The organism is Paraburkholderia sp. CI3 (genome assembly GCF_050436505.1).
In the GTDB taxonomy this organism is placed as follows: domain Bacteria; phylum Pseudomonadota; class Gammaproteobacteria; order Burkholderiales; family Burkholderiaceae; genus Paraburkholderia; species Paraburkholderia tuberum.
In genome coordinates, this window is the sequence record NZ_JBNDMI010000003.1 from 1,085,592 (window position 1) to 1,099,077 (window position 13,486).

10 protein-coding genes are annotated in these 13,486 nt (G+C 56.2%); 7 read left to right on the top strand and 3 right to left on the bottom strand.

Annotation, left to right across the window (positions count from 1 at the left end):
- Positions 1-93: 93 nt before the first annotated feature.
- From OKW29_RS13675 to OKW29_RS13695, 5 genes are read left to right on the top strand one after another with little or no spacing between them, the layout of a single operon-like run.
- Positions 94-1,395: a site-specific integrase gene (locus OKW29_RS13675; protein WP_429291434.1), complete on the top strand. Its 1,302-nt coding sequence runs from the start codon at positions 94-96 to the stop codon at positions 1,393-1,395.
- Positions 1,373-2,563 (top strand): hypothetical protein, encoded by a 1,191-nt coding sequence (locus OKW29_RS13680; protein ID WP_429291435.1) that lies wholly within the window; start codon positions 1,373-1,375, stop codon positions 2,561-2,563. Before OKW29_RS13675 ends, OKW29_RS13680 begins: the two co-directional genes overlap by 23 nt.
- Positions 2,560-3,072 carry a hypothetical protein gene (locus OKW29_RS13685; RefSeq protein WP_429291436.1) on the top strand — a complete coding sequence of 171 codons (513 nt, stop codon included), beginning with the start codon at positions 2,560-2,562 and terminating at the stop codon, positions 3,070-3,072. Before OKW29_RS13680 ends, OKW29_RS13685 begins: the two co-directional genes overlap by 4 nt.
- The gene (locus tag OKW29_RS13690) at positions 3,069-5,102 is read left to right on the top strand and encodes a hypothetical protein (RefSeq protein WP_429291437.1); all 2,034 of its coding nucleotides are present in this window, start codon (positions 3,069-3,071) and stop codon (positions 5,100-5,102) included. The genes OKW29_RS13685 and OKW29_RS13690 overlap by 4 nt, the downstream gene beginning before the upstream one ends.
- Positions 5,092-5,547, top strand: a complete 456-nt coding sequence (locus OKW29_RS13695) for a hypothetical protein (protein ID WP_429291438.1) — start codon at positions 5,092-5,094, stop codon at positions 5,545-5,547. The genes OKW29_RS13690 and OKW29_RS13695 overlap by 11 nt, the downstream gene beginning before the upstream one ends.
- Before the next feature lie 1,610 nt (positions 5,548-7,157).
- Here the strand turns inward: OKW29_RS13695 and OKW29_RS13700 are convergent.
- Positions 7,158-8,033 (bottom strand): sulfite exporter TauE/SafE family protein, encoded by an 876-nt coding sequence (locus OKW29_RS13700; protein ID WP_429291439.1) that lies wholly within the window; start codon positions 8,031-8,033, stop codon positions 7,158-7,160.
- A 227-nt stretch (positions 8,034-8,260) separates the two neighbouring features.
- Positions 8,261-8,446, bottom strand: coding sequence for a hypothetical protein (locus OKW29_RS13705; RefSeq protein ID WP_429291440.1), 186 nt, complete (start codon positions 8,444-8,446; stop codon positions 8,261-8,263).
- A gap of 491 nt (positions 8,447-8,937) precedes the next feature.
- On the opposite strand from OKW29_RS13705, the gene OKW29_RS13710 reads away from it, so the two are divergent.
- Complete coding sequence (locus tag OKW29_RS13710) at positions 8,938-9,537, top strand: papain-like cysteine protease family protein (RefSeq protein ID WP_429291441.1); 600 nt, start codon at positions 8,938-8,940, stop codon at positions 9,535-9,537.
- A 765-nt stretch (positions 9,538-10,302) separates the two neighbouring features.
- On the opposite strand, the gene OKW29_RS13715 is transcribed toward OKW29_RS13710, so the two are convergent.
- Entirely contained in the window at positions 10,303-11,205 is a 903-nt protein-coding gene (locus tag OKW29_RS13715; protein WP_429291442.1) for a helix-turn-helix domain-containing protein, read from the bottom strand.
- Between the two features lie 175 nt (positions 11,206-11,380).
- On the opposite strand from OKW29_RS13715, the gene OKW29_RS13720 reads away from it, so the two are divergent.
- Positions 11,381-13,144: a tannase/feruloyl esterase family alpha/beta hydrolase gene (locus OKW29_RS13720; RefSeq protein ID WP_429291443.1), complete on the top strand. Its 1,764-nt coding sequence runs from the start codon at positions 11,381-11,383 to the stop codon at positions 13,142-13,144.
- Positions 13,145-13,486 lie beyond the last annotated feature (342 nt).

Sequence of the window (13,486 nt, forward strand, 5' to 3'; positions counted from 1 at the left end):
CTCCGTTGTTCTCGGGCTAGGGACGCAGCAACATCAAGTGCATCGGCACGGGTAAAAAATGCCGAACCTCGGGGTGACGTAGACGGAGGCGCTATGGCGCGACTCGAGTCGATTTTGTTCAAGCCACACCGTGCATTGGTGGAAAGCGCCGGCGTTCGCTGGGCACCACTTCCAGAAAAGAAGGAAGAAATGCGCCTTCCGATGATCTTCTGGAAGTGCGGCGCACCTTGGCGAGAGGCCAATGTCTGGGCACTGGAGGCCGCAACCACCGGGGAGATCGACATCCGAACTGTGCAATCCCGGGCAAGCGCCTTGTTGGCATACGCAAACTGGTTAGAGTCGACAGGCACGGATTGGTGGGAATTTCCGATGCTTCGAGCGAAACGCTGCCTCGTTCGTTATCGGGGCGAACTTATCCGATCTCGGAGAGCCGGTGGTCTTGCGCCGTCGACCACATCGCACCGGATGCAGGTCGCGATTCAATTCTATCGGTGGCTTCGAGACTGCGGCTTGCTGTCAACTTCGTGGCCAATGTGGGAGGAGCGCATTGTCGGCATTCACCTAAAAGATCCCGTCGGATTTGAGCGCACCATCAGTGTCATAACTACCGATCTGAGTATACCTAACCGGAGCATGCCAGGAGAACGCCTTGAAGATGGACTGCTTCCCATTTCGGCTATCGACCGGGACGCCGCTCTTGAGTTCGCTGATAGACATTCCTCTGAAGAACTGTTCCTAATGTTAACGCTCGGTTTCTTTACGGGCATGCGGATTGGGACGATTGCTGATCTCAAGATTCAGACGCTTGAAAACGCAGTGCCGAATCCCAATGCTCAAGGCTTCTACCAACTCTTCGTTGGTCCTGCGACCGCCCCCCCGGTCGCAACCAAGTTCGGCGTTACCGGGCAGATTCCGATCTGCGAGGCACATCTCGATCGAATCCGGGAATATGCATCCAGTGTGCGACGGCTGAAACGGGAGGTGAAGGCATCTGGAGTTAACAAAGATCTGGTATTTCTGACACGGTATGGCAATCCATATTGCCAACGAGGATCTCACAATAGCAATGCCATAAATGTTGAGATGGCCGCATTCAGAAAGAACGCAGCGGCAAACGGCCTTGTCTCGATGCGAGATTTTCACTTTCATCAAAGCCGTTGCACCTTCGCCACTGAACTCGCGCGCCTAGCAATTCGGCTCGGAGGTTCTCTCTTTGCCATTGGGATTATCAGGGAGACACTGCTTCAGAAGAACGAATCCGCTGCCATGCATTACGTGAAATTTGTCGAGAAAACTAAAGTCAAGGAAGAAGTTGGCAACGCATTCGATCGGGAATTCCTTGGGTTGCTAAGTGCACGTCAGGAGAAGAACGATGTACAAGCGGAGAATCCCTGACCTGACCTTTCCAGGCGCAAATTTTACGGAGCGGCAGATTCCGTGGGTTCTCCACTATATGCTCTATCCGAACGCGGCGAAGCTGACAACGCGCGCCTTTAGCCGAATCGACAAGCGATTGCTTGGGGCTATCGATTTTAAACGGTTGCCCATGATCGTGGCACTTCATCAAGCATTACAGGATGAACTTGCGAACGGGACATCCCAGCGCACGGTCCAGGATTCAATTTATTGTCTTCGGGTTTTTTACCGTTGGGCAGACGAAGTGGAAAGGTCGCCTACCCTCACGTCAGCACGGAGCGATTTTCTCGACTGGACTGAGTATCTGTTGCTGCAACGCGCTGCGGGCAAACTGGGCCACCGGGCTTTTTATAAGTATGCGGCTGTTGTAGGACGCGTGTTCGATAAGCTATCAGACACTCCTGTCACATTGTTGGGGCAAAGTCGAATTCGGCTTCGAGAGTCGACTCGTCGGAAGCGTGTTTTGGGCACGGAAGCCGATAAACAAAACATTTCCGAGGCGTTTTCATTTGGCCACATGTTGCTCGATCTGACGGACGCACTGACAGTCGAAACGATTCGAGGTCAGTTGCCCGTACGGGTTCGGTTCCGGACAGGGCAGTTGCTTGAGGAGTGGTGTGGATATCTACCACTGGATAGTGCAAGATTCTTAGCCCTCGGGACTTTCGATCAACGCCGGTCGGTCGAAAGAAGGAAACTAGACCCGGATGATCCCCTCAAAAACCGACATCCCTTAGCAAACCTCAGGATTGAAGCTGAGTTGCTAATATTTATGGCCTGCACGGGAATGAATCTCGCCCAAGCTCGTACGCTGAAACTTGGGCGCTTTGTCTATGCCAGTCACCTCGATGGCTACCAAGTCCGTCGCATTTACAAGGACAGACGCAAGGGCGAAGTTGAGTTCGAAATCTATCGAGAATATCGTGAGCATCTTGAACGCTATCTAGTTTGGCTTCAAATGATGTTCCCGAACGACGATCGGCTATTTCCGCGGTGGCAAGCGGACCGCACTCAGGAACCAGTTTTAATTGCTTTTCAGGCTGTAAAAAACGGTGCAAAACTCTGGGTATCCGTTACTGCGGTCCTCAGGTCCTCCGGAAGACGCGCACGAACTGGCTCCTTCGGCGCACGCAGGATCCAGAGGTGACGGCGGAGATGGCGCAGAACGCCAAAGAGACGCTGTTGAGAACCTACGAAGATCCCAATCACCAACTTGCTGCGGTCGAGATCAGCCATTTTCATTCCATATCCGATCCAACCATCGTACCGCCGGGCCCGGGAGCATGTATTGACCAAAGCCCGGAACCCTTGCCAAACGCACCGTCCGGGGCACCGCGACCTGACTGCGTAAGCCCCGCGGGTTGCCTGTTCTGTCAGCACCAACGCGATCTCGACGAGGAGAACTATGTGTGGTCGCTCGCGAGCTACCGTTATCTGAAATCGCTGGAACTCTCGAAATACCGCCCGCCAAACAAACGGCAAGACCCGCACCCTGCGGCGCTAGTGATTAGCAGAATAGGTGCCAAACTTGATGCGCTCCGTTCAATCGATTCGCGGCACGCACAATGGGTCAACGAAGCCCTGACGCGGATCGATGAAGGGGTGTTTCACCCCGCGTGGGACGGATTCATCCAACTGACGGAGATTCGCAAATGAGCGCAGATACCAGCAGGTTGCGACTCATGGTGGATTCGACGCTAATCGTCCCATCGAGCCCAAATTTTCGGCCATCTACATGGCCGCCATCTGACGATTTCCCAATTATTATCGACCGACATCAGAAGGTCGTCAGCAGGTACGGAGATACAAGTTGGGACATGTCGCCGTGGCACGGCCATCCGCTCACGTTAAGATTTGGTGATGGCCCCCAACGTACGGGGGCAGGAGTGGTATCTCCTGAGAACGCCCGACTCCTGCGCCAGGTTACGGCGTGGATATTGTTCCGTGGCCGCGAGGTCAAAAAACCTATCACGATCTATCACGATGTTAAGCTCCTGAAGCCGATTTTTGTTCTGTGTTCGCAAGAAGGCATTCTTGCATCCGCACTGTTCCGATTTCCAGCCGTCATCGATAAAATCTCCGCCGTGTTAAATCCGGCGCGTGCGGAAGCGTCGTTTGTGCTACTTCATACGCTGTTTGAGCGCCGGGAAGAGATCGGTTTCACCCTGCTGGATCGAGAGGCTTTGCGGCGCCTAGCCGCGGACCTGCCGGACCACGAGAATCAACAAACGCCATATATCCCGCCTCGCATTTGGACTTACCAGTTGCTACGCCTGCGGACTTTCCTCGATGACTTCCTTGCGCATCAGAAAAAAATCGAGGAATGCTATCGCTTCTGCCTTAACGCCTATATAGAAAACTTTGGTTCGCTCCATGCGGTATGTTCCGGCAACCGACAACAATGTAACCCGCCTTTTTCGCGAGATCGCAATAGGCTCGGGACATATCACGGGCGCTTCTCTGATGTCGCCAAACGGTTCGGCATTGATGCACTTTTGCAACGGTGGTGTATGCCACCAGGTGTTTCTCTCGATAATGCCAGGATCAGCATATTTTCGAGCTATTTAACCAACGTCAGCAAAATCGGTCTCATATATATCCTCAATTTTTCGCTGATGCGGAAATCTGAGGTCGCCTCTTTGCGCGCTGACTGCTTGCTGATAGAGCATGACCCATCGTTTGGTTCGATTTATCTAATCAGAGGAGCTACAACCAAGACCGTAGAAGATAGCGACGCCCGATGGGTGGCCTCGCCCTCCGTCGAAGTTTCAATCAACGCGGCAAAGGCCGTTACGCGACTAAGAATAGGAGCCGCTGAAGGCTATCCTGATGTTCTGGAAGAATCCTACGAAATCAGTAATCCTACTTTACTCCAACGTACGTACGAACCATGGGGGCACGATAACTGCGACGTACCCATCAGCGTGCGCTCGCCGCTAGCGGGATATCGTGCAGTGATCAGATCATGCCCGAACCTTTTTGATTCTGATGTTTTGCGCATCACTGAAAGCGATCTGCAGATTGCCAAGCTTGTGACCCCTACGCTCGATGGCAAGAAGTTCCAGGTGGGGGAAATCTGGCCACTTGCATATCACCAACTGCGACGCACCGGCATGGTAAACATGCAGGCATCAGGAGTCGTCTCAGATTCGTCGATGCAGTATCAGGCAAAACATGCAACCCGCGCCATGTCTCTCTTTTATGGGCAGGGATATTCTCACGTACATCTGAACGAGTCCGCACGAAAAGAGTATATTCGTACAATGTATGAGATGATGGGTAAGGAAATCGCGCGTCTGTTCACCGATCGCTTCCGCAGTCCCTACGGACCGGAGCGAAAAGCAGAAATTCTGCGATTCATCGACCCTAACGATGCGAAGAAGCTTGTGGCAGCGGGAAAATCCGGCCAAGTAGCCTGCCGACAGACACTGCTTGGGGTCTGCACACGTCGCGGTCCATGCGAGTACGGGGGCATCGATAACATCATCCGTTGTGGGGGAGGAGACGGCCGCGGCCCGTGCAATGATGCCTTCTTCGATCAAGAGCAGAGGCCTTTTATATCCAAGATCGTCGAGGTGTTGGACGAGAGATTGGCCGACACACCTGCCGGTTCACCACTCCACGACTCACTCAATGCACAGAAACTTGCTGCGGAGAATGCGCTTGGAATCCTCAATGAAGAGTGACGTCAATACGTCTGAGTCCGCCGAAGCGGAATTTCGTCGGGCATTCAGTCGGTTGAAAGATGGCGTCCCAAAAACGCTGCCCGGAGGTACCCCGGTTACGCAGAACAACGTGGCAAGAGAAGCAGGCCGCGATCCGTCCGCGCTTCGTAAAGCGCGATATCCCGCTCTGATCAGCGAGATACAGCGCTGGATTAGAGACCATCCGCAGCACAAACCACAGCCGCAACGGCAGATAGTTCTCACCCAACGGCGCGAAAATCGCGACCTGAATCTGAGAATCAAAGAGATCGAAGCCCAGCGGGATCGCGCAGCGTCGCTGCTGGTTGAAGCCGACACGAAGATACTCGAACTAACCATGGAGAACGCCGACCTGCAGGCAAAACTGGCCAGCTTGGAGGGGCCATCTGCGTCTTCCAAAGTTACGCAATTCCACGGTCGACGCTAGATCGGTCTAAGCGCGGAAGTGGTGAAGGACCCCTGTCCACCGGGCAGGCGGTTGCTGCTCTGCACCTTGGACGCTAATTAGAAAATCCTGCTCTGCTCGCTAGAACATGTTTCTACCCGGCAACTGTGAGAGCCTCCCGGACGCCCACCTGTTGGCGCCGGGCTGCAGATATCTTTGAATGCCGCGATTTCGCCACATTCAAGCCTGCTATTGATAGCGAACTTGTTCATGACGAGATGTCAAGCTCGCGTGGCCGAGACAGTGTGCTGACGTCTTTGCGAGACACGCACACTCAGATGACGCCGCGGCCTCACCCATTCAAAACGTGTTTCTGATAAAACGTGTCGGCACTCTCTTACCAAGGCGGCTCCCGGTAATTTCGACTGCTTCACGAGATCTGCGCACAACCCCATCGCATGACCCCGTGAGTCACTAAGACCAAGGCGGATTGAATTTTGTTCTAGCGAATGGTTAGGCAGACGTAACGATCAATGAGAAACGGACGCGCACATCGTCCGACACGTGGCGGCCCGCAAGCGACTGGAAGCGTGCGTGAAGGTGGACCATTCCTCGCCGCCTCGCGTGTGAACGCGTCTCCTGCCGTGAGGGTGAGTCGACCTACGAGTGTCGCTATATGCCAACCGACTTGCAGTCCACCCCTCACAAGGGACGCTGTCGGACCAAATTCTGGGAGCACCACCAGTTGAGTTGGGTTCCGCAGGGGACGGTTCTCTGCCTCCGTTCCGCGTCGACAAGGCCCCCCGCCGCCCGCTGGCGGCGATAACGCCGGTTATCGCCGCCAGCCCGCCCCCGCCCTCGCCGGCCTGCCGGGGCGCACAGACACTCCCCGTCCCCGGCGCGGCGCGCCCTCCCCGGCCGTGGCGTGGGGGCCGGGTCCGTGACACGGTCTTTCACCCTCGGGCGTGCAGAAGATCGAGCCAGGGTTCATACCTAAGCCGTCTCCTCCATGTCTCCGCATGGATTCCGGCCCGCCGCGCGCGGACTTTTTCTTTGGGGGCGCCGGAACGCAGGGACGACGCGGGTATCCCGCTCTTCTCCGGACTGATCAGGCGGGCGCCGGACCCACTGCCGCCCGTCGCGACGCGAGAGGTCAGACGCCGGGCATCAGAGTCCGGCAGTCACCCGGTACTCTCGCTCAATGACAAAAATTCGGCCTGAGCCGTCATTCGAGCATCGGTGCCGGTCAGACGGGTTTGGGGCGCTTTCCCGTCATTCACAGGTCGGTGGTCGGGAATGACTTGTCCCGCGGAAAGCGAACGAGTACTTGCGACCCACTACGGACCGTCGACTCAGCGCGATCAATACGGCCGCTTCCAAGGTTCAACCGGTCATTCACAGGCTCTTACAGGCCGACGGATTTTCGGCCTGTATGGCGGGCACTCCCACAAACTTGAGTTCGCTCACCGAATGGTCGCCTACGATGCAACCATGGGATGTGGATCATTGAAGCCGCGACCCTTGCATGACGCCATGGACCGTTGTTTGTTCGTCCATCATGTATTTTCGTCAAGGTGTTTCTTCGTTCAAACCGCACGGGCGCCCTAAATCGGCCTGCCTTCGATCACGGTGGTCAGCCAGAATTCGTCTAGTTATCCAAAATAGCTGATCCCCGAGACAATCAACAGCAGGTTCACGACCCGTGCGAAATGATTGTCCGACAGCCGTTTATAGAGCGTCATGCCGATCGCGGTTCCGAGCAGCGACCCGGGTATACAGAGCAGAATGGCTGGGGCGAAACCGGTCTTGCCGGCGGAGTGTCGCAAGAGACTGATTGCAGCGAGCGCGGCGACCTGCGTGATCAGGATAAACGGCTGATACATGGCACGCTGGCGGTCCTTGTTCCACCCCTTGAACCCGCACCAGATGGTCACAAATGCTCCGGGAAAGCCAGCCGCGCCACCCGTGATGCCGCCGAGAAATCCCGCTAACACATCGAGTGCCTTCGCCTGGCGCCGGATGACCAGCGGCCGCCTCGCGAGCATGTAGCACCCATAGAGAATCAGGAACACGCCAAGCACGTGGGTGTAGACGTGACGATCCAGCGTGAGCAGTACGGTGATGCCCAAGGGCAATCCGACCACGCCGCCGACCAGGAAAACAGCCAGCGCCCGCCACTGGATATCCCGTTTGAGTGACCAGACCATTGCTGTCTGGTTCGCGATGCTGCAGACAATCATGATCTGGACGATCTGCACCGGGTCGGCAGAGAGATGGAACAGCATTGCGCCGCAGACTGCGGAGAAGGCGAAGCCCGCGATGCTGGATATGCCAGACGCCAGAAAAATGGCACCGATGACAAAGAGCTCGACGCCTTCATGCACGGACAAGGCCTGGCAAAGTGCCGTGGCGAGCACGAGCACCGCCCACTGAAGTTTGACCTGCCAGGGGTGCCATCCCGGCGCCGGGGTCAATGACCGGACTGATGCCGCGGCGCTCTCGGGCGCGGGCTGAGGTTCGCTATCCATTTGCCATGTCTCTCCATTTTGGACACCACCGGGAAGGCCCGACCTTTGCCGCTGGCGAATGCCCATGGGTGCAGATCGTGCACACGCAACCTAGACCGCCACGAAGGTCGGCTACGACATGTTCCGCGCGACCGACATCACCGCGTATCCGACGCGCACCCTCCGCAGTGCTATAACGAAATCCCAACTTCGGAGGGACCTTGAGCTACGAAATCACTGTGTTTCTGTTAGTACGTCACAGAAGTCCCACTGCCAGTAAAACTGTGCTGGGTAGGAGAGTCATTTGCATAGTCGTTAACGGCCTGGATGATGTTCACGATCTGCTGCGGCAACCTGCCGCCGCTGACGGCGGTCATTGCGATACGGTCCATCTCAACGGCTACGGCGAGGTCTTTGATTACCAGCGTATTCATTTCGATTCTCCACGGGGAAATTAGTCAGTCAGGAACGTCAGAGCCTGTTTTGAGGGTGTCGCCACGCCTCGATCAGGATCAAGGCAAAGTGCGTGCCAAACGGTTGCGCCGCGGTAAGCGATCACACAACTAGTTGAAAATATTGGATTTTTAATGGCGATCAGTGCGAATTGGTAGACAGACGTGCGCGCTGCGGCTGGTGGGTCGGATCCAACTCTCCGTCTGGCGCTGTGGGTTAGATCGCGACACATGCGGTCCGCCTACGTATCCCGTGTTTGTACGATCTCCTCGAGGCTTAGAATCCGATCGAAGCCTGGCGACAATGAGTCTACAGCAGCCTTTCCGCGAACCGGTGAATGAGCGATGTGATCCGTGAAGCGCCGATCGACGGAATATTCCCGGCCGACGGGTGTTCCGTTTAAGGGCGTTCAAGATGTCTGAACTTTCGCACTCCACGCAGAACGCAGGCTTTACACAGGCAAAGGATTGATATGGCAATGGTGATCGGCAGGCATGTTTCCTGGCGGTTTCAGGGCGTGAAGAGCTGTTGCTGGCTGACGTGCATCGAGATGCTGATGCACTGCAAGTACAGCAACATTTATGGACGCAACCAGACGGCACACAGCGCCCGCGCGATGGAGGAGTTTCGCGCCAATGCCGGCAGTAACATCTACCTTCACGCGGACCATTACGGCCTCGCGACCAACGCCGCACTGGACTCGCCGATGGCGGGTCTGCACGAGTGGTCGCTTGCGCTGCGCTCGGGCCCGGTGCTAGCAGAGGGCGATTACGGCTGGGCGCGCTTCGGCATCGGCGCGCATGTGATACTGATCACGGGCATCAGCCGGTCCGGCAAGCTCATCTACATGAACCCGAACGTCTTCGCCGTAATGCCGCATCCGCAAAGCAAGGAGACCTATATCGCGATCAAGGATGTGTACCGACTGCGCGCCGAAAGCTACGGCCTCGGCGGGCCGTTCTGGCAAGTTGCGGAGGACTTGCCGGCCCGGCCGCCTCGGCTCGCGGTGGACCTCGGTGCGCCGAACTGGGGCGCTTCGGTGCGAAATCAGCTGGGCCGAATCGCGCCTTAAATCTAGGCGCGGATGCGCAGAATGTCGTCGAAAAGCGGACAGTCGAGCTATGTTTTCAAGCGACCACTTCTCATGGCCGAACCCGGAAGTTCATCGTCGGTCGGTGACGCGCGGTCCTCTCGTGGTGCCGAGCTTCCGTAGTCGACCCACTTCGGCCGTCCGACATAGTGCGAAATATATGGCCGGTATCGCGTGTACACAGGTCATTGCATAGTCCCGTGGAGCTTCGAGCGCTCGCTCAGACAAGCCTCGTTGATTAGAATATCGAAAAGCCCTCTTTGACGACTTCGCTGCTCGCACTGCTGAAAAACATCGCGGTTCCTCGTCAGCACGACACGCAGGACATTGCACAGCGTATGCACGCCCATGGCAGACGCGATAAAACGGTCCAGGGGCCGCTCGCGCAATGTCGGCAGGGTTGATGCACGGAAGCCGCTGACGGCCCTAGCAGCGGTCTAGAATAGTCTTTTCGGAAGGATTTATGGACGGTCGAAACGCTGCGCCGGGAGCCGAAGGGCTCGTTTTGTATGTCTACCGCTGCGCCGCGTGCGGCTATCGCGGCCAGCTTTATTTTGCGGACGACTCGCACGAAGGCGAAGCGGTAATCTGTGCATCATGCGACGGGGCGGCTTCGCTTGAGTGGGATGGTGGTGTGACGTTCGCGCCGACGAAAGAGTAGTGCGACGGCCACGGCAGAAACAAAAACGCGAGCCGCCCTGTGTGGACACTCGCTCGTGTGGTGCAGCCGGTGAAGCAGTTATCTCTTTATCCGTTTTTCGCCAATTTTCGGTATTGGCCTGGGGTAAGCTTCACCTCCTGCGCGAATGAATTTCCGAAATGGCTCTGGCTGCTGAATCCGCACCGCAGGGAAATCTCAACCAGCGATAGCTTCGACGTAGCGAGGAGCCGCTTCGCGGTCGTTAGGCGTCTTTGTGTGATGTATTTGTGGGGCGAGAATGTCGTGGCAGCCTTGAATGCGCGCGCAAAGCAATACAGGCTCATGCCGGTTATTTCCGCAAGCTCCTGAAGGTGGATAGCGCGCTCAAGATTACTTTCGACATAATCTTGTACCGACCGAAGCTGCGTTATGCCGAGGGCTGGAGCAGTCGGCTCAATATCGACTTGGCCGAACCCACGGCAGAGTTGCGCGGCAAGCGTCAGGATGAGATTTTCGCCGTATGCGGGGCCTTGGGGACAGTCGGCAACTGCATCCTGGAGAAGTGCGAGGACAAGATGGTGTATGAGCCCATCTGTGGCCGCAATACAGGGTCTTAGTTGGAGCCGATCCAATGACGTGGAGCCAAGGATCGCAGCATCAAACAACGTTCGGTTGATTCCAACGATAATTCCATCCCACTCGCTGTACCTCACAGCACGATACGGCAACTGGGCCGGAAACAGGGCAAACTGCCCACCGTTGCAGCGCCGACGCAGCATTGGATTTCCTTCCCAGGCGATCTCGTAGTCCGCTGCTTGTCCGAGGTTCAGTGCTATGACGTGATCGTGCAGTATGGTTTCATCCAATGCCTCCGCTTTGCCTGCATGCTGCCAGCGTTCAAAGACGATTCCATTCCACGCGCCGGGACTGCACAATGTCCGCCGTTGAGACTGGAATGCTTCGGTCTCTCCGGTCTCAACGTTGAAGCGCCGCAATTTCGAGGTGTCCATGTTCGCATTCAACGCTGATGATCTGACTAGAAACTTACACCTTCGGTCGGTGTTTACCACGACGATATCAACAGCAAGATTGTGCCAATCCGCAAGTTTTTGAGAGATAACTAACGACGCTTTGTCTCCTAATGCCTGAAGCGGCACTGACCGCTCACAACCAGGAGACATGCATATGAAATGCTCAAATCATCGTGCGAACTGGCGACGCCCGCTCGGCGTCCTGACACAAATAGCGTCCTTTTCCTTTATCGCCACGGCGCTAAGCGGATGTCACGGCGGTGATGATGATTTAGAGCCTCCATCAGTGACCGCGCAGACCTGTACCGCGAAGAGCATTTCGGCGCTCAACGTCTCCAACGTTACAATAACTGCGGCTACGGAGATTCCTGCGTCCGGCGCACTGCCCGCACATTGTCAAGTTACGGGCAGTGTCGTGACGGAAGGAGATGGCGGTCCTCAAGGGCATGCGAATTTCGCGGTCTATCTCCCTGCAAACTGGAATCAGAAATTTCTCTTCAACGGTAATGCCGGTTTCGACGGAAATGTCCAGCCAGCATCGGCTGAACAGTTGACCAAGGGTTACGCCACTGCGGCTGGCGACGCGGGCCACCTGGGTAACGGCGCTGGCTTCGTCGGTAACCTCGACAGCAGTTTTGCGGTCTCGTCTGACGGAACGCGTAACGACGCAACTGTCACGGACTATTTCTATCGGGCGAATCACCAAGTGAGTGTCGCCGCGAAGCAGATCGTTCGCGGGTATTATGGGTCGCACGAACGTTTCTCCTACATGCAGGGCTGTTCTGGCGGGGGGCGAGAAGGACTGATGGCGGCAAGCGTCTATCCAGACGACTACGACGGGATCGTAGCGGGAAATGCATACAGTAGCCAGGCGGCAACAAGTATCTGGAATGTTCGCAATTTCAAGTCTTTCCTGGCAGCGCCGATTCCCAACGACAAGTTTGACGCCATCAACGCCGCGATTCTCAAGCAATGCGACGCGGCTGACGGGGTAAGCGATGGGCTCATTCAAAACCCGTCGGCATGTAACTTCGATGCGACGTCCCTTGTCAACGATGGAACATTAACCGCAGCCCAAGCAGCGGCTCTCAACGACTATTTCACAGCGGTGAAAGACGACGCAGGAAATGTCATTGCTCACGGCGGTTCGGTGTCCGGCTTAAACGTAATCTCGCCAAGTTCCAACGGACCAAGCTCCAACATTCTGGGACTTGGCGCGCACACCGTGAACGATCTGGTTGTTGCGAATGCGAACGGCTATCTCCCCTGGTCGGGCGGTTCCATAACAACCCAGCCGGTGGATTGGCAACTCGCCTATGGGGTTGTAGCGATGTTGGGCTTCCATCAGCCGACCTTCAATATGACTGACCCTGCTTTCATCAATGGGAACGTAGTCAACTCTGCTGTCAGCCAACAATTGTTCTCCGCAGTAAAAGGTGGATCGCTGACGAATCCGTCTCAACTCGCCAGCTTCATTGGTAAGGGAAGGAAGCTAATCATCTACGATGGCTTCGCTGATGCTGTCTTGAACCCTTTCGATAAGGTCGAAATCTACAAGAGTCTTGCAGGTGTAAACGGGGGGTACGAAAATTTGAAGAAGACCGTTCGGTTTTTCCCCGTACCGGAGATGCAGCACTGCGTAGGCGGCTCTGGTCCAAACAGCTTTGACGCGCTTACCGCCCTCGATCAATGGGTGGAGGGCGGAAAAGCGCCCGACAGCATTCTGGCGACCAAGTATGCGAACGATGACCCGGCTGCGAGCGTTCAAAGGACAATGCCCCTTTGTCCTTTCCCCGCAAAGGCTGCCTACTCGGGATCAGGCAACGTCAATGACGCAGCAAACTGGTCTTGCCCTTCCCGTGATCAATCCCTATTGCACCTGGGTCCGAACGGGGTGCGCGCAGGCCTGAGTCAGTAGCAAACGCAGCCAGCGGCCGGGTTTTTTGCGTGGGCTGGGGGCTCCGCAGAATCTACGGCTGCTGCGCAAAACTTGAAACAACAGGAGGTTGTGCGCGGAGCCCATTCAGCGATCCGAACAACGCGTCTCGTTTCGTGGTGAGCCGGGGTGCGACATATGTTTTTAAAGTGGTATGACGTTCCACATGCCGTGCGGTATGAGGAATGTTCGGGCCGTGTCACGGATCGGCGTAATCGGGCCATTCCGGGATCGGCGTAATCGAGCCAGTGCATGATCGGCGCAGTCGGGCCACTCGATGATCGGCGTATTGGAGCCACCTCAGGATCGGCGTAATCGAGCCAC

Excerpts from the sequence above, each read along its gene's own strand:
- OKW29_RS13675 (WP_429291434.1), top strand. The coding sequence starts at position 94 with ATGGCGCGACTCGAGTCGATTTTGTTCAAGCCACACCGTGCATTGGTG.
- OKW29_RS13680 (WP_429291435.1), top strand. The coding sequence starts at position 1,373 with ATGTACAAGCGGAGAATCCCTGACCTGACCTTTCCAGGCGCAAATTTT.
- OKW29_RS13690 (WP_429291437.1), top strand. The coding sequence starts at position 3,069 with ATGAGCGCAGATACCAGCAGGTTGCGACTCATGGTGGATTCGACGCTA.
- OKW29_RS13695 (WP_429291438.1), top strand. The coding sequence starts at position 5,092 with ATGAAGAGTGACGTCAATACGTCTGAGTCCGCCGAAGCGGAATTTCGT.
- OKW29_RS13700 (WP_429291439.1), bottom strand. The coding sequence starts at position 8,033 with ATGGATAGCGAACCTCAGCCCGCGCCCGAGAGCGCCGCGGCATCAGTC.
- OKW29_RS13705 (WP_429291440.1), bottom strand. The coding sequence starts at position 8,446 with ATGAATACGCTGGTAATCAAAGACCTCGCCGTAGCCGTTGAGATGGAC.
- OKW29_RS13710 (WP_429291441.1), top strand. The coding sequence starts at position 8,938 with ATGGCAATGGTGATCGGCAGGCATGTTTCCTGGCGGTTTCAGGGCGTG.
- OKW29_RS13715 (WP_429291442.1), bottom strand. The coding sequence starts at position 11,205 with ATGGACACCTCGAAATTGCGGCGCTTCAACGTTGAGACCGGAGAGACC.
- OKW29_RS13720 (WP_429291443.1), top strand. The coding sequence starts at position 11,381 with ATGAAATGCTCAAATCATCGTGCGAACTGGCGACGCCCGCTCGGCGTC.